Source organism: Pseudotamlana haliotis (genome assembly GCF_008806375.1).
Classification (GTDB): Bacteria; Bacteroidota; Bacteroidia; order Flavobacteriales; family Flavobacteriaceae; genus Pseudotamlana; species Pseudotamlana haliotis.
Genome location: NZ_WAAT01000029.1, coordinates 1 through 15,104, shown reverse-complemented (window position 1 = coordinate 15,104; position 15,104 = coordinate 1). Strand labels below are relative to the sequence as shown.

Sequence of the window (15,104 nt, the reverse complement as noted above, 5' to 3'; positions counted from 1 at the left end):
TGACCTTTATGGTCAACCTATATCAGGGACGTACAAACATTATTTAGGGAAGTTCAAACCCTTAGGGAGGTTCAAAAGTGAAGAGACTGAAGTCGGAAGACCGCGATTAAACGATTAAACAAATAAACACATAAACAATGCACTCAATAGTCAATATTAAACACCTTCTCAAAACGTTAACACCACGTTAAAATCACTTCTGTCTTTAAACCTTTTTGAAATGTGAAAGTCCTAAGGGTATAATATATACCAGTTCTCATTTAAAATTACTGTAATAAAACACCCTTTTTTCCTTTCTATTTCAGAAGAAAAAGTAACCGTAGCTTAGGCTATGCTTTATTTTTATTCTTCATATAAAGAAAAAAATCATCATTTTATTTTACAGTAATTCCAAACAAAAACTGGTATTAAAACAATGAAGATGAAAAAAATAATTTTAATCGCAATCGCTTTGATAGGATTACAAGGTGTTGCTCAAGAGAACAGAAAAGAAGGAAAAAGAAATCATGATAGACATGAGCAAAAAATGGATTTAACACCAGAGCAAATCGCGACGCTTAAAACCAAAAAAATGACTTTAGCTTTAGATTTAACCGCTTCTCAGCAATCTGAAATTCAAGCTATCAATCTTGAAAAAGCCAACAAGCGTAAGGCTAAAATGGAAGAACGTAAGGCTAATAAAGACAAAGAAAAGCCTAAAATGACTAGTGAAGCACGTTACAATATGCAAATTGCCATGTTAGATGCTCAAATTGCAGAAAAAGCAAAGTTTAGAAATATTTTAAACGAAGACCAATACAAAAAGTTTGAAAAAATGCAAATGAAAATGAAAAAACGTGGAAAACAACATAAACAAGACAAAAACAAAGGTAAACACCGAAACGGATAAGATTTAGTTTATTGATTTTAGTTTGATGATAAAAGCCGCACCTCTAATTTTAGAGATGCGGCTTTTTAAGTTATAAACTTGAAATGTCTATTTATAAAGTTTTTGATACTTTATTTACAGCTTCGATCGTGAAATCTAAATCTTCATAAGACAAGGCATCAGTAATAAACCAAGTTTCAAAAGCACTTGGCGCGATATAAACACCAGCGTCTAGCAAGCCGTGGAAAAAGGCTTTAAACGCTGTATTATTCCCTTTGGCTGCCGTATCAAAATCTACAACTTCAGCTTCATCAAAATGCACCGAAATCATCGATCCAACTCTATTGATGGTATGAGTGACTTTATTTTCAGTTAGTACTTTTTCAATACCTTCATGTAAGTACTTTGTTTTAGCTTCCAATCTTGAATATACCTCAGCATCTTGATTCAATTCCTTCAGCATAGCCAAACCAGCAGCCATAGCCAATGGATTTCCGCTTAAAGTTCCAGCTTGATAAACAGGTCCTAAAGGTGCTAAGAAATTCATAATTTCTTCTCTAGCAGCAAAAGCACCAACAGGCAATCCGCCTCCAATAACTTTTCCGAAGCAAACAATATCGGCATTTACGTTAAAAAGCTCTTGAGCCCCACCTTTAGCCAGACGAAAACCTGTCATGACCTCATCAAAAATCAATAACACATCGTGGGCATCACAAAGGGCTCTTAGTTTTTGCAGAAAATCATTTTTTGGTGGTACACAGCCCATGTTTCCAGCAACAGGTTCAATAATCACGCAAGACACTTCACCTTTATTTGCAAGAATTAAATCTTCAACATTTTTAATATCGTTATACTTCGCTAGTAAAGTATCTTTAGCGGTTCCTTGAGTCACCCCAGGACTGTTTGGAGTTCCGAAGGTACTCGCACCACTTCCCGCTTGAATTAAGAAGGAATCAGAGTGCCCGTGATAGCAACCCGCAAACTTGATGATTTTATCTTTACTGGTATATCCTCTTGCCAAACGCACCGCACTCATACAAGCTTCGGTTCCAGAATTTACAAAACGTATTTTATCAATATTAGGTACCATAGAAACGGCCAACTCAGCGATTTCAGTTTCAATTTCTGTAGGCATCCCAAAGGAAGTTCCTTTTTTAGCCTTTTCAACCACAGCATCAACAACTGGTTGATGGGCATGACCTAATATCATTGGTCCCCAAGAATTGATATAATCAATTAAGCGATTCCCGTCTTCATCATATATATAAGCCCCTTTAGCTTCTTTTGCAAATATTGGTGTACCACCAACACCTCCAAAAGCTCTAACTGGAGAGTTTACCCCACCTGGGATTACTTTTTCTGCCTCAGCAAACAAGGCACTGCTTCTTTTATAAATCATAAGTCTAACTTTATATTTTTATGGCTGCACAACAAGTACTTGTCCGATATCTAAATTCGTACCGCGTAAACCATTTAATTTTTGAAGTTGTTCTACACTTAAATTAAAACGCTTAGAAATTCCGTAAAGGGTATCTCCTTTTTCAACCACATAAGTCCCTATAGTAGTTGCCGTTGGCGTCTCATATTTCACATAGTTCTTACCTAAAACAGACTCGTCATATTCGTATAACTTGTAGCGTTCTATCAAACTAATCAACTTTTCAGGATACTTTCTATCGGTAGCATAGCCTGCAGCTCTTAAGCCCTTGGCCCATCCTTTATAATCTTCTTGCTTTAATTTGAAAAGTTTAGAGTAGCGCGAGCGTTCACTCAAAAACAAAGAGTGGTCTCTAAAGGAATATTTAGGGTCTTTATATTTTCTAAAACATTCTTGAGCGGCGTCATCATCATGGTAAATTTTTGCGCCTTTCCACCCATGACATTTAATACCAAAGTGGTTATTCGCTTCCACCGAAAGTCGACCTTTTCCTGATCCCGATTCTAAAATGCCTTGTGCCAAAGTAATACTTGCCGGAATTTTATAAAGCGCCATTTCTTCTTGAGCGATTTTGTGATACTCGTAAATATATTCATCAACACTACTCGCAAATTTAGGTGCAGGTTTTGGGGCTACAGTTTCGGTTTTTGTTTCAGCAGATTTTGGTTTCGGTTTTGTTACAACACGTTCGGTACGTTTATGAGGTTTTTTAGCAACCGCGTGTTTTTTAGATTTACAACTAAACAAAGCACAGGCTAAAAATAAAACTAATAAGATTCTCTTCATTACATCAAGCAATTAATGGTAAATTCTTCTTTTTCAATAAGGCATTCATACCCGATATACCTTGTAGGCCTCCTGTATGAATGGCTAAAATTCTGGAGCCTTTTGGGAAATAACCTTTTTCAATTAAATCGAAAACCCCAAATAGCATTTTCCCAGTATAAACAGGATCTAAGGGAATGTTATAGTCCGCTTTAAACTGATTGATAAACGTGACTAATTCTTCATTTATTTTGGCATAACCTCCAAAATGATAGTCAGTAATTAATTCCCAATTAGATTGTTTTGCAAATTTACTAATATCTATCTGTAAAAAGTCCCCTTTTAAGGCAGGAAAACCCAAAACTTGTTGACGAGGTTTTGAACAATTTATGAGTCCGGATATTGTACCGCCCGTTCCTACGGCAGTACACACAAAATCAAAGGTTTTATCGTCTTCTGTTAAAATCTCTTCGCAGCCTTTTACTGCTAAGGTATTGGTACCACCTTCAGGAACTAGATAAAATTCATCAAACTCTTTTTTTAACTGATCTAGAAACTCTGGAGTTCCTTTTTGACGATAATTTGTTCGAGATACAAATTTAAATGCCATACCATGTTGTTTAGCAAAATTCAAGGTCGGGTTATTATCAATTTCAGGTTCTAACTCCTCGCCTCGAATCACGCCAATGGTTTTGAACCCGAATAGCGCTCCTGCAGCAGCTACAGCGGCAATATGATTAGAGAATGCGCCACCAAATGTAAGCAGGGTTTTAAAACCTTGTTTTTCGGCTTCCTGAAGATTGTATTTTAACTTGCGATATTTATTCCCGGATACGAAAGGGTGAATGGCATCCTCGCGTTTTAGGTATAATTCAACACCTTTATTCTGAAGATTAATACGCTGGTTGATGCTATTTTCAAGCTTAAATATCATGGCTGCGAAGATACTTTAAAAATGCCCAAAACGGACGCTCTTTTAAATATTCTAGGTTTGCCTGGTTAGTATATGCTTCCCTTTCAAAAGAAATGTTTCTATAGGCTTTTTTCCAATTCAGGTAATAGCTGAGTCGGATTAAAAACTCGAAAACATACCACACATAAAACGGCAGCACCAACATTTCAAGTTGCTATTTAAGATGAATACGCTCATGATTTAACAAAATGGTATCTTTTAGAAGCTGACGATGCTTTAAAAAAATAAAAGGAAACAGCGTTAAGCCGGTATAGCCTTTAGGCACCATATATTTAGAAACAAAAATCATAGCTGATGACCTCTCATATTTGAATATTAGAAAAGATACAAAATAAATAATTCTACCAATTTACACTATCTTTGTAAGTAATGAAAAAGATAATACCTATTGAAGAAGGCGATTACTACCTGACACCGGAAGGCTATCGTTGTTTTACTGAAAAATATCACCTGAGACGTGGTTATTGTTGCCAGAGTGGTTGTAGACATTGCCCTTATGGCTACGACAAAAAAACAAATACAATCAACAAGTAGTTTCTGTTCAGCGTTATATATGCTGAACTGGTACGATTCTTGATGATTTTAAATAATAAAATGATCATTTTAATAATTGTCCTATGAAACAAATCTCAAAAATAGTAGCCGTACTGCTTTTAGCAATCATGTTAACCGCTTGTAGCTCGATTCAAGTTGCCGCAGATTACGATAAAGAAGTTAATTTTGACAACTATAAAACCTTTGCCTTTTTTAAAAACGGCATTGATAAAGCTGAAATTAGCGATTTAGACAAACGCCGTATTTTACGTGCTATAGAATCGGAGTTACTTAAGAAAGGATTCACCAAATCTGAAGACCCTGATTTATTAATTAGTTTATTCACAAAATCAAATCAGCGTGTTGATGTGTACAACAATTCTTGGGGTTATGGCGCCTGGGGTTGGGGTGGTTACGGCATGGGACCTGGCTGGGGCTGGGGTTGGAATATGCAACCTGATGTATCTACTAGCACTGAAGGACAACTTTATATAGACCTTATTGATGCCAACAAAAAAGAACTGGTTTGGCAAGGCATGGGAACGGGCTATTTAACCCAAAACATGGAACAAAAAGAAGCTCGAATTCAAGAGTTTGTTGCTAAAATTATGGAAAAATACCCTCCAGAATTAGAACAAAAAAAATAACACAAAAAAGCCGCTTAAATTTTAAGTGGCTTTTTTTATAACTTATCTAAAACGCTTCAAGGTCTCCTTTGTAAAGTCACTCAAAACCAAACGTCCGCTAATCTCGGCACGTTCAGCTAAAAGGGTGTCCCAATGTCCAGTACCTTCCCAAAACACGGTTTTCATAGCTTTTACAGCTTCCGGATTATAACTTGTAAGCTTTTCAGCAAGGCCTGAAACTGCAGCGTCTAAAGCTTCTGTCGTTTCAAAAACTTCAGCGTATAAGCCTTTGTCTTTGGCAAATTCCGCAGAAAAAAACTGTTCAGCATTTATGGTCATTTGAGACATAGCGATTTTACCCATTTTTCTAGAAACTGCTGGCTCTATCACAAACGGACCAATACCTATACTCAATTCACTTAATTTTATAGAAGCGTATTGCGAGGCTAAACAATAATCGGTTGCTGCTGCGATACCAACACCTCCACCTACGGCTTTTCCTTGTATACGACCAATAATTAATTTCGGACAAGCACGCATCGCGTTAATCACATTGGCAAAGCCAGAGAAAAACTGTTTTCCTGTTTCGGCATCTTCAATTTCAATAAGTTCATTAAAACTGGCTCCGGCACAAAAGGTACGGTCACCCCCACTTTTTAAAACAATCACTTTAACGTCATTATCATTTCCAGCACTTACAATACATTCCGCTAATTGCTGAAGCACATCACTGGGCATGGCGTTTCTATTGGGATGAAAAAACTCGATATACCCCACATTATTTTCTATACTTAAATTGACGTAAGCTTCCATGTTCTACTAAATTTAACGGGCTGAATATACACAAAATAATTAGTAACACTTGTTACCTCCGTTTTAATAAATGAAAGATATATTTGTATAAAAATTTAAGTTTTATGGGAATATTAAGTTCACTTTTCGGAAATAAAAAAGAAAAAATTAAAGATTTTCAATCAAGAGACGCCATTATTATAGATGTTAGAACCACTTCTGAATATGAACAAAGCGCCATTCCAGGGTCAAAAAACATGCCTTTACAAACGTTAAATGCCAATATTGAAAACATTAAAAAGCTCAATAAACCTGTCATTACCTGTTGTGCTAGTGGTGTGCGCTCGGCAACTGCGGCCTCACTATTAAAATCTCACGGCGTTGAAGCCCTAAACGGCGGTGGTTTTATGAGTTTGTATAAAAAACTAGAGCTTTAAGCCTTTTAAATCTTCCGCTTCAGAAATGGGGGTTTCATTGTATTGCAATGTCCAACCCATAGAATTTGTGAGAATGTAGAACTTGGAGAGTTCACTAATCAAGCGATTTTTGGCGTTACTTTTTAATTCAGATTTATCAATTTTCTTCTTTAAGGAAGTACTGACCGTATTCTTGATTTTATTATAATCTTTAGCTTCAAACGGATTTAAAAAATCGGCTTGCACATCATAATATTCAAAATCGGGATTAATACTGATTTCTTCTTCAGGAATGCTTAAAATCGTAAGCGTTTTAGTGGCTTCATCCACTTTGAATTCAATTTTACTTAAGTCGTAGGCCACAGTAACATCGGCATTCACAACGACTAAGGCCTTTTTTTCAACCGTTAAATAATTACTTAAAATTTCCTTAGAATTCTTATAATTAAAAACCTGACTAAAATGACCTTCAGTCACGATGAGTTTTCCAACGTTATTGATTTCTTGCTGAATAAGCTGTGAATTTTCTTGAAGAATAGTCTGCTCTGCTTTTTTAGCCTCACACTGTTTGAAGGCATAAAGCAGCACTAAAGTAATTACAACTCCTAATAGAATTTTTCGCATATACTAATTTAGAAAATTTTTCAATGCTTTCATACCATTATATTAGTATAATGAACAAAAAACAAAATCCTATAAAACAACAAAACATCGGTTCCTTCGACACATGAAGTCTACCAATGTTATTATGTTGTCTAAACTAAACAGTTCAAAGATAAGAGAGAACTGAATAAATCATATTAGCCCAGTGTTAAGCAATTCTTAACTTATGTTAAGAATGCCTTTTAGCCAGTTTTTTTCGGGTACTTCTATAAAGGAGCATAATCAAGACACTTTTGGGCTTTTTATGCAGTGTTTTAAAAGCACAAAAAAAGCACCAATGGCCACCCTTTTAATTTGGCTTATGATGCTTTTTTAAGATAAACTGATTAATAGCAGTCCTAAATGTACAACTATTAATGATGCTCAAAAGGGATTTTCGATAAAATGTTATTAAAATGAGTTGAAAAGTGTATTTATAAAACAGAAAAAGTCACCTATTAAGGCAGGCTATTAAAATCTAATCTGTGGATGCGTGTCTTGAAGTCGCGTTATTTTTTGGTTTAGGTTTTGAAGAAATTTTTGATGACCTTCAGATGTTTCGTTGAAAGCTTTATGCTGAAGGCCTTTCTGAATACCGTCAACCACATCCATTATTTTTGAAGCTTCTTCTGAAACCCACACACTTTTAAACTTTTCCCAAATGTATTGAATGGCCAAAGGGTTTGGGTGCACCATATCTTCAGCGTAAAAACGGTAATCACGAAGTTCGTCCATCATGATTTCATAAGACGGAAAATAATATGCCCCTGCATTACTAGACGTGCTCTTTTCTTTCAAAAACTGATGAATCGCAGTAATCAAATGTGCTTTACTTTGGGTGTTTTCAACAAAACCATCCTTTAAATGACGTACTGGCGACACCGTAAAAACAATGGTAGCTTCAGGATTCAAACTTCTTACAGATTGCTCTATATCCTGTAAAGTTTTATAAATTTCTTGAACAGATAATAAGTTTTTTAAAAATTGCTTTTGCGGAATTTTATGGCAGTTGGCAACAACATTTTGAGTTTCTATAAAACGATAAACCCAAGCGGTCCCTAAAGTAACAATAATATGAGTTGCCTTTTTTAAAGCCTCATGAGTTTCTAAAACTTTTACATTAAGCGCTTCTAATAAATTTTCTTTTGAAGTGTTACTTAACTTGGAATGTGCATCAAAGCAATGCCATTGTTCATTGTGAAAAAACACATCATCACTGCTAAATTCCTTTTTTTCAACAGCGTTTGTGATAAGCGTTTTAATAGCCAAAGGGTGAAATAAAATCCCGAAAGGATTCTGAATATTTTCAAACTTAAAGTAAGCTAGCTTCTCCCCTATATTTTCAGAAAAACAGGAACCTATTAATAATACATTAGAGCTGTAATCGATTAAACGACTCGGCTGCTTTTTTAACGGTATTTTCGTTTGAAGGTTCATTTTTTTTGAGTTTCAAAGGTGTAGAGATGCAAAGTGGCAAAGCTTCAGAGGAACAGAGGTACTCTGAAACTCTGTAACTCAGAAACTTTGCTACTTTCTAACTTTCTAACTTTCTAACTTTAATTTACCCCAAATAAGTCTTCGCCTGCTCTAAAGCCTGCTCGATACCATCAGGGTTTTTACCACCTGCAGTCGCGAAAAATGGTTGTCCGCCACCACCACCTTGGATGAATTTACCTAGTTCACGAACCACTTGACCAGCATTTAAGCCTTTACTCGCTACTAATTCTTTAGAAATATAGCATGACAATAAAGCTTTGCCGTCTTTTTCGGTTGCAAATAGCAGGAATAAATTATCAAACTGACTACCTAGTTCAAAAGCAACGTCTTTTAATCCACCAGCATCTAAATCTAATTTCTTAGCTAAAAATTGGATGCCGTTTATTTCGGTTAAAGCACTTTTAAGTTCGCCTTTTATGTTTTTAGCTTTATCTTTTAATAAGCTCTCAATTTGCTTTTTAAGACTTGCATTTTCTTCTTGTAAATTCTGAAGTGCCTTTACAGGCTCTTTGGCATTATTAAGCAACCCTTTCATTTCTTGAAAAGAGCGGTTGTTTTCTGTATAATAACCTTTAACCCCATCATTGGTAATTGCTTCAATACGTCTAATCCCTGCTGCAACAGCACCCTCAGATACAATTTTAAAATGCCAAATATCAGCGGTGTTCTTTACGTGTGTCCCACCACAAAGCTCTATAGATTGTCCAAATTGAATAGAACGTACTGTATCGCCGTATTTTTCGCCAAATAAACTCATGGCGCCATCAGCAATTGCTTCTTCCTTAGGTACATTTCGTTTTTCAATTAATGGTATTTTTCCGCTAATTCTTGCATTTACAAAACTTTCAATATCGTGTAATTCATCTTCTGTAAGTTTAGAAAAATGAGAGAAATCAAAACGTAAATATTTGGAGTGTACCGCACTTCCTTTTTGCTCAACATGTGTTCCTAAAATAGAACGTAAAGCCTGATGAAGTAAGTGTGTTGCAGTATGATTACATTCTGTTCTGTAGCGTTGTTTTTCATCAACAGTCACTTTTAACGACTCGTTTAAATGTTTTGGTAAGGTTTCAGTAAAATGAATGATAACGTTATTTTCCTTTTTAGTGTTCAGGATATAAACCACATCACCATAAGCATCTTCAATATACCCCTTATCGCCTACTTGTCCGCCGCCTTCTGGATAAAACGGCGTTAAGTTAAATACCAATTGGTACATGTCACCATCTTTTTTAGAAGTCACTTTTCTGTAACGCGTTAACTTCACTTTAGCTTCAAGCGAATCATAACCGATAAACTCCTCAACATCATCTTCAATTAAAACCGTCCAATCATCCGTTGACATTTCACTAGCGGCACGTGAACGACTTTTTTGTTTCTGTAGTTCTTCTTCAAAACCCTTTTCGTCCAGCTTCAATCCTTTTTCAGAAAGAATCAAAGCTGTTAAATCAATAGGAAAACCGTAAGTATCATATAACTCGAAAGCTTTTGTTCCCGGCACGGTCTCTCCGTTTGTGTCTTCAACAACCCGATTTAATAACACCAAACCTTGGTCTAAGGTTCTTAAAAAAGACTGTTCTTCTTCTTTAATTACATTTTCAACAAGTTGTTTTTGAGTTTTTAATTCAGGGAAGGCTTTCCCCATTTTTTTATCTAAAACATCAACCAATCTATAAATAAACGGTTCCTTTTTATCTAGGAAGGTAAATCCGTAACGCACGGCACGACGTAAAATTCTACGAATCACGTAACCCGCTCCGGTATTACTTGGTAATTGTCCGTCAGCAATAGAAAAAGCAACTGCTCGTACGTGATCAGAAATCACACGAATAGCTACATCTACTTTTTCATCTTTACCATAAGTTTTATTTGTAATGGCTTCAACCTCTTTAATGATAGGTTTAAACACATCAGTATCATAATTTGATTGCACCCCTTGAAGCACCATACATAAACGTTCGAAGCCCATACCGGTATCGATATGTTTGTTTGGTAATGATTCAAGAGAACCATTAGCTTTTCTGTTGTATTGCATGAATACCAAGTTCCAGATTTCGACAACCTGTGGGTGATCTTGATTCACTAAATCCTTACCAGGGATTTTAGCCTTTTCTTCGGCTGAACGAATATCAACATGAATTTCACTACATGGTCCGCAAGGTCCTTGGTCTCCCATTTCCCAGAAGTTATCTTTCTTATCACCTGTGATGATACGGTCTTCAGAAATGTATTTTTTCCAAATTTCTAAAGCTTCAGTATCCAATTCAAGACCATCTTCTTTGCTACCTTCAAAAACCGACACATATAAAATATCTTTATCGATTTTAAATACTTCGGTTAATAATTCCCAAGCCCAAGCAATCGCTTCTTCTTTAAAGTAATCACCAAAACTCCAGTTTCCTAACATTTCAAACAAGGTGTGGTGATAGGTATCATACCCTACCTCTTCCAAATCGTTGTGTTTACCAGAAACACGCAAACATTTTTGAGAATCTGTTATTCTATTATTTTTAGGCTGTGCATTCCCTAAAAAATATTCTTTAAAAGGCGCCATACCCGCGTTTACGAACATTAAGGTAGGATCATCTTTTAAAACCATTGGAGCTGATGGTACGATACTGTGTTGTTTTTCTTCAAAAAAACTTAAAAACTTAGCGCGAATGTCTTGTGATTTCATGTATAATATTTAAACACCTTGTTTCGAAACAATTAGCTTTACTGCGAAACAATTTTTATATTTATGCTACAAATTTATTTTAAATTTGGTTCAGCATTAAACTTCAAAGCTATTATTATTAAAATTTTTTATAATAATTTTTTGTAGGTTTGTTCGTTTACTGCTTAATTGAAAGATAAAAAGCCCTTCAATGCGCTGCAAAAATAGCATAATTTAAGAAATGAGTAAGGTAAAATACTATTACGATCCTGAAACGCTTTCCTATAAGAAGATCCAGCGTAAAAAACGTACCACTTTTAAGTACGCGTTCTTCTTTATTCTAGGCACTGCTTTTTTCTCTTTTATCTTTGTTTTTATAGGGAGCCAATATGTAGAATCGCCTAAAGAACGTGCTTTAAAACGCGAATTACACAATGCGCAACTGCAATTTGAACTGCTAAACAAAAAAATGGAGCATGCTGAAACTGTTTTAGCCAATGTTGCTGATAGAGATAATAATATTTATCGCGTTTATTTTGAAGCCAACCCAATTCCTGATGAACAGCGTCGCGCTGGATTTGGAGGTATTAATCGCTATAAAAACTTAGAAGGCTTTGATAATTCTAAACTAATTATAGAAAGTAACAAGCGCTTAGATATTCTTCAAAAGCAAATTGTGGTGCAGTCAAAATCTCTTGATGAAATCACTAAATTGGCTGAAGACAAAGAAAAGCTTCTTGCGGCTATTCCTGCCATTCAACCGGTAAACAATAAAGATTTAACACGAATGGCTTCAGGTTACGGTATGCGTACCGACCCGTTTACTAAGGTTAGAAAAATGCACCGCGGCATGGACTTTTCGGCGCCAAGAGGCACACCAATTTATGCTTCTGGTGATGGTGTGATAACCCGTGCCGATTCTAGGTCTACTGGATATGGGAAACACATTCGTATAGACCATGGTTATGGATACATCAGCTTGTACGCTCATCTATATAAATATAATGTTAGAAAAAATCAAAAAGTAAAACGTGGTGATTTAATTGGTTTCGTTGGAAGCACAGGGCGTTCTCAAGGACCACACCTGCATTACGAAATATTTAAAGATGGCGAGCGTATTAACCCTATTAATTTTTATTACGGCAGTTTAACGGCTGAAGAATTTAATAAACTATTGGAGCATGCTTCTTTAGAAAACCAATCTTTAGATTAATGCAAATCAATTTACCTGAAAAACGTTATTATGGCATTGGCGAAGTCGCCAAAGCTTTTAATGTAAACACCTCATTAATTCGTTTTTGGGAAAAAGAATTTGATGTTTTAAAACCGAAAAAAAACGCTAAAGGCAATAGAAAATTCACCCCCGAAGACATCAAAAACCTAAAGTTCATCTATCATTTGGTGAAAGAACGTGGCTTCACTTTAGAAGGCGCTAAAACACACCTTAAAGAAGAGAAAAAGCAGGCTTTAAATACTTTTGAAATAGTTAGCAAACTAGAAGACATTAAAAATCAACTAAATAAAATAAAACAACACCTCTAAAATTTAAACATCATGAAGAAATTTTTACCATGGATTATTATCGCTGTACTCGTTATTGGAGTTTACTCTTGGGTTAAAGGATTTAACAACACAGCTGTTACCCTTAAAGAAGAAGCTACTAAATCTTGGGCTAATGTTGAAAGTAGCTACCAAAGACGAAATGATTTAATTGGTAACCTCGTTAAAACCGTTCAAGGTGCTGCAGAATACGAAAGAGGTACTTTAACTGATGTTATTGAAGCTAGAGCAAAAGCGACTTCAATGAACATTGACCCATCAAACATGACCCCTGAACAAATGGCTAAATTTAGCGAAGTTCAAAGTGGTCTATCTGGTGCTTTAAAAAGCTTACTTGTTACTGTTGAGCGCTATCCTGATTTAAAAGCTAACCAAAACTTCCTTGAATTACAAAGTCAACTAGAAGGAACAGAAAACAGAATTAATGTCACGAGAGACCGTTTTAATGAAGCAGTTCAGCCGTACAATAAGCATATTAAAACTTTTCCAAATTCGATTTTAGCCGGTATTTTGAACTTTGATGAAATGGCTTATTACAAAGCAGATTCTGGTAGTGAGAATGCTCCTGACGTAAATTTTGAATTCTAGTAAAAACACCTAGACATGCCTAAAAACCAAACAGAAGATTTTTTAACCGTACAGGAGGAACAAGAAATTGTTGAAGCCATTCAAGAAGCCGAATTAAACACTTCTGGAGAATTACGTGTTCATATAGAAAAAACCGCTAAGGGCGATGCTACAAATCGTGCCTTAGAAGTTTTTCATCATTTAAAAATGGACAATACCAAACTTCAAAATGCCGTGCTTATTTATGTCGCGGTTGAAGATAAATCTTTTGTAATCTATGGTGACGAAGGCATAAACAAAGCTGTTGAAGATGATTTTTGGGATTGTACCAAAGACATCATGCAGGCACATTTTAAAAAGGGAGACTTTAAACAAGGTTTGGTTGATGGGATTTTAAGGTCTGGCGACCGACTTAAAAAATACTTTCCTTACCAATCGGATGATATTAATGAGCTTTCAGACGACATTTCAAAAGGCTAAACTTTATGATGTATAAAAAAGAAATACAAGCTTCCTTTTATTCAAAATTTAAAAGCTTTAGCTTGTTTCTAGCGTTTACGCTATTTACGTGCAATCTAGCTTTTGGGCAATTTGATATCCCTGAAAAACCTAAATTCCAAACCAGTGTTTACGATTATATTAACTTACTTTCAGAGACTCAAAAGAGCAACTTAGAAAATAAATTAGTTAAATATTCAGACACCACTTCAACACAAATTGTTGTCGCGATAATTAGTTCAACCAAAGGTGAAGACATCAACTACCTTGGTGCCCAATGGGGACAAGCTTGGGGTATTGGCCAAGCTAAAGAAGACAATGGTGTTTTAGTTTTATTAGCTTACGACGATAAAAAAATTGCCATCAACACGGGCTATGGCGTGGAACATCTTTTAACAGATGCCATGTCTAAACGTATTATTGAGAATGACATCATTCCCTATTTTAGACAAAATGATTTCCCTGGCGGATTAAACCGTGGTGCCGATGCTATTTTTGAAGTGATGCAAGGCGAATACAGTGGCTCCCGTCAATCATCAAAACCCGAAGACAATCCTATCATGCCGTTCATCGTTTTTGGGTTTATTGCTATTGTATTTTTCCTGTCTTTTATCAAAAATAAACGTGGCGGCGGAAATGGTGGTCGAAATGGCGGCAACAGAGCTGGAGGCTTTGATATCTGGGATGCTATTATCTTAAGCAATATGGGACGCGGGAATTACAATCGTGGTTCAAGCAGCTGGGGCGGTAGCTCTGGTGGTGGCTTCGGAGGCGGTTTTGGCGGTGGCTTCGGTGGCGGTGGCTTCGGCGGCGGCGGTGCTTCTGGAGGCTGGTAATAGAGATTACAACATTACTGTTATCACACAGAGATACGCCGAGGTTTCACAGAGAACCACTGAGTATCATTCAGACACAGATTTTGTTAGTTGTCGGTTTTTAGTTATTGTTTTTTAGTTGCTCACTCATACCCTAAACCCTCACTAAATTACCAAGAAGTTTTCAGTTAGATATCGCACTGATTTTCAAAGATTTTGTTTACATCACATGAGCACTTTGGCGTTTTTTTTTTGCGTTATGCGCCTTCGCGGCTGCCGGATAAAAAAAAAGTATAAACGCTCTGTCAATCTCTGCGAAAGCCTCTGCGAATCTCGGTGAAACAATTTAAATTTTCAAGCACAAAAAAAGCCTCACATTCCTGTGAAGCTTTTCGAGCGAGAGACCGGGTTCACTTCGGATCAAGCGCAAAAGTTGTGTGTGAATTACGTACAGTTT

General features: G+C 36.0%; 16 protein-coding genes and 1 pseudogene. 9 read left to right on the top strand and 8 right to left on the bottom strand.

What is annotated here, in order from left to right; all coding sequences use genetic code 11:
- Positions 1-421 precede the first annotated feature (421 nt).
- Complete coding sequence (locus F6U93_RS05505) at positions 422-889, top strand: Spy/CpxP family protein refolding chaperone (protein WP_150937654.1); 468 nt, start codon at positions 422-424, stop codon at positions 887-889.
- Between the two features lie 91 nt (positions 890-980).
- Here F6U93_RS05505 and hemL read toward each other — a convergent pair whose 3' ends face one another.
- The 4 genes and pseudogenes from hemL to F6U93_RS14835 form a co-directional block, all read right to left on the bottom strand.
- Positions 981-2,267: a glutamate-1-semialdehyde 2,1-aminomutase gene (gene hemL, locus F6U93_RS05500; RefSeq protein ID WP_150937652.1), complete on the bottom strand. Its 1,287-nt coding sequence runs from the start codon at positions 2,265-2,267 to the stop codon at positions 981-983.
- A gap of 18 nt (positions 2,268-2,285) precedes the next feature.
- Entirely contained in the window at positions 2,286-3,092 is an 807-nt protein-coding gene (locus F6U93_RS05495) for a glucosaminidase domain-containing protein (RefSeq protein WP_150937651.1), read from the bottom strand.
- Positions 3,093-3,096: 4 nt separating this feature from the next.
- Entirely contained in the window at positions 3,097-4,005 is a 909-nt protein-coding gene (locus tag F6U93_RS05490; RefSeq protein WP_150937650.1) for a 1-aminocyclopropane-1-carboxylate deaminase/D-cysteine desulfhydrase, read from the bottom strand.
- Positions 3,995-4,333, bottom strand: a pseudogene (locus F6U93_RS14835) (hypothetical protein). The gene F6U93_RS05490 and the pseudogene F6U93_RS14835 overlap by 11 nt, the downstream one beginning before the upstream one ends.
- An 80-nt stretch (positions 4,334-4,413) precedes the next feature.
- On the opposite strand from F6U93_RS14835, the gene F6U93_RS14600 reads away from it, so the two are divergent.
- Positions 4,414-4,578: a DUF5522 domain-containing protein gene (locus F6U93_RS14600; protein ID WP_191963456.1), complete on the top strand. Its 165-nt coding sequence runs from the start codon at positions 4,414-4,416 to the stop codon at positions 4,576-4,578.
- Between the two features lie 83 nt (positions 4,579-4,661).
- Entirely contained in the window at positions 4,662-5,225 is a 564-nt protein-coding gene (locus tag F6U93_RS05480) for a DUF4136 domain-containing protein (RefSeq protein ID WP_150937647.1), read from the top strand.
- 42 nt (positions 5,226-5,267) lie between these two features.
- Here F6U93_RS05480 and F6U93_RS05475 read toward each other — a convergent pair whose 3' ends face one another.
- The gene (locus tag F6U93_RS05475) at positions 5,268-6,017 is read right to left on the bottom strand and encodes an enoyl-CoA hydratase/isomerase family protein (RefSeq protein WP_150937645.1); all 750 of its coding nucleotides are present in this window, start codon (positions 6,015-6,017) and stop codon (positions 5,268-5,270) included.
- A 104-nt stretch (positions 6,018-6,121) separates the two neighbouring features.
- Between F6U93_RS05475 and F6U93_RS05470 the strand changes: the two genes are divergently transcribed.
- A complete protein-coding gene (locus tag F6U93_RS05470; protein WP_150937644.1) occupies positions 6,122-6,433 on the top strand; it encodes a rhodanese-like domain-containing protein in 312 nt (103 codons plus the stop codon).
- Here F6U93_RS05470 and F6U93_RS05465 read toward each other — a convergent pair.
- The 3 genes from F6U93_RS05465 to alaS all read right to left on the bottom strand — a co-directional run bounded on the left by F6U93_RS05465 (position 6,422) and on the right by alaS (position 11,228).
- Positions 6,422-7,036 carry a DUF4230 domain-containing protein gene (locus F6U93_RS05465; protein ID WP_150937642.1) on the bottom strand — a complete coding sequence of 205 codons (615 nt, stop codon included), beginning with the start codon at positions 7,034-7,036 and terminating at the stop codon, positions 6,422-6,424. The two genes, F6U93_RS05470 and F6U93_RS05465, sit on opposite strands and share 12 nt — an antisense overlap.
- A 489-nt stretch (positions 7,037-7,525) precedes the next feature.
- Positions 7,526-8,491, bottom strand: a complete 966-nt coding sequence (locus tag F6U93_RS05460) for a GSCFA domain-containing protein (RefSeq protein ID WP_150937640.1) — start codon at positions 8,489-8,491, stop codon at positions 7,526-7,528.
- Positions 8,492-8,615: 124 nt separating this feature from the next.
- Complete coding sequence (alaS, locus tag F6U93_RS05455) at positions 8,616-11,228, bottom strand: alanine--tRNA ligase (RefSeq protein ID WP_150937638.1); 2,613 nt, start codon at positions 11,226-11,228, stop codon at positions 8,616-8,618.
- Between the two features lie 220 nt (positions 11,229-11,448).
- Here alaS and F6U93_RS05450 point away from each other — a divergent pair, with 220 nt between their 5' ends.
- The 5 genes from F6U93_RS05450 to F6U93_RS05430 are packed head-to-tail and all read left to right on the top strand — an operon-like array spanning position 11,449 to position 14,668.
- On the top strand, positions 11,449-12,420 hold the full coding sequence (locus F6U93_RS05450) for a M23 family metallopeptidase (RefSeq protein ID WP_150937636.1): 972 nt from the start codon (positions 11,449-11,451) through the stop codon (positions 12,418-12,420).
- The gene (locus tag F6U93_RS05445) at positions 12,420-12,749 is read left to right on the top strand and encodes a MerR family transcriptional regulator (protein WP_150937633.1); all 330 of its coding nucleotides are present in this window, start codon (positions 12,420-12,422) and stop codon (positions 12,747-12,749) included. The genes F6U93_RS05450 and F6U93_RS05445 overlap by 1 nt, the downstream gene beginning before the upstream one ends.
- Positions 12,750-12,761: 12 nt before the next feature.
- On the top strand, positions 12,762-13,355 hold the full coding sequence (locus tag F6U93_RS05440) for a LemA family protein (protein ID WP_150937630.1): 594 nt from the start codon (positions 12,762-12,764) through the stop codon (positions 13,353-13,355).
- A 15-nt stretch (positions 13,356-13,370) separates the two neighbouring features.
- Positions 13,371-13,814: a TPM domain-containing protein gene (locus tag F6U93_RS05435; RefSeq protein WP_150937629.1), complete on the top strand. Its 444-nt coding sequence runs from the start codon at positions 13,371-13,373 to the stop codon at positions 13,812-13,814.
- 5 nt (positions 13,815-13,819) lie between these two features.
- A complete protein-coding gene (locus F6U93_RS05430; RefSeq protein WP_150937627.1) occupies positions 13,820-14,668 on the top strand; it encodes a TPM domain-containing protein in 849 nt (282 codons plus the stop codon).
- The last annotated feature ends 436 nt before the right edge of the window (positions 14,669-15,104 follow it).

Excerpts from the sequence above, each read along its gene's own strand:
- F6U93_RS05450 (WP_150937636.1), top strand. The coding sequence starts at position 11,449 with ATGAGTAAGGTAAAATACTATTACGATCCTGAAACGCTTTCCTATAAG.
- F6U93_RS05435 (WP_150937629.1), top strand. The coding sequence starts at position 13,371 with ATGCCTAAAAACCAAACAGAAGATTTTTTAACCGTACAGGAGGAACAA.
- F6U93_RS14600 (WP_191963456.1), top strand. The coding sequence starts at position 4,414 with ATGAAAAAGATAATACCTATTGAAGAAGGCGATTACTACCTGACACCG.
- F6U93_RS05445 (WP_150937633.1), top strand. The coding sequence starts at position 12,420 with ATGCAAATCAATTTACCTGAAAAACGTTATTATGGCATTGGCGAAGTC.
- F6U93_RS05505 (WP_150937654.1), top strand. The coding sequence starts at position 422 with ATGAAAAAAATAATTTTAATCGCAATCGCTTTGATAGGATTACAAGGT.
- F6U93_RS05465 (WP_150937642.1), bottom strand. The coding sequence starts at position 7,036 with ATGCGAAAAATTCTATTAGGAGTTGTAATTACTTTAGTGCTGCTTTAT.
- F6U93_RS05440 (WP_150937630.1), top strand. The coding sequence starts at position 12,762 with ATGAAGAAATTTTTACCATGGATTATTATCGCTGTACTCGTTATTGGA.
- F6U93_RS05480 (WP_150937647.1), top strand. The coding sequence starts at position 4,662 with ATGAAACAAATCTCAAAAATAGTAGCCGTACTGCTTTTAGCAATCATG.
- F6U93_RS05470 (WP_150937644.1), top strand. The coding sequence starts at position 6,122 with ATGGGAATATTAAGTTCACTTTTCGGAAATAAAAAAGAAAAAATTAAA.
- F6U93_RS05430 (WP_150937627.1), top strand. The coding sequence starts at position 13,820 with ATGATGTATAAAAAAGAAATACAAGCTTCCTTTTATTCAAAATTTAAA.
- F6U93_RS05490 (WP_150937650.1), bottom strand. The coding sequence starts at position 4,005 with ATGATATTTAAGCTTGAAAATAGCATCAACCAGCGTATTAATCTTCAG.
- F6U93_RS05475 (WP_150937645.1), bottom strand. The coding sequence starts at position 6,017 with ATGGAAGCTTACGTCAATTTAAGTATAGAAAATAATGTGGGGTATATC.
- hemL (WP_150937652.1), bottom strand. The coding sequence starts at position 2,267 with ATGATTTATAAAAGAAGCAGTGCCTTGTTTGCTGAGGCAGAAAAAGTA.
- alaS (WP_150937638.1), bottom strand. The coding sequence starts at position 11,228 with ATGAAATCACAAGACATTCGCGCTAAGTTTTTAAGTTTTTTTGAAGAA.
- F6U93_RS05460 (WP_150937640.1), bottom strand. The coding sequence starts at position 8,491 with ATGAACCTTCAAACGAAAATACCGTTAAAAAAGCAGCCGAGTCGTTTA.
- F6U93_RS05495 (WP_150937651.1), bottom strand. The coding sequence starts at position 3,092 with ATGAAGAGAATCTTATTAGTTTTATTTTTAGCCTGTGCTTTGTTTAGT.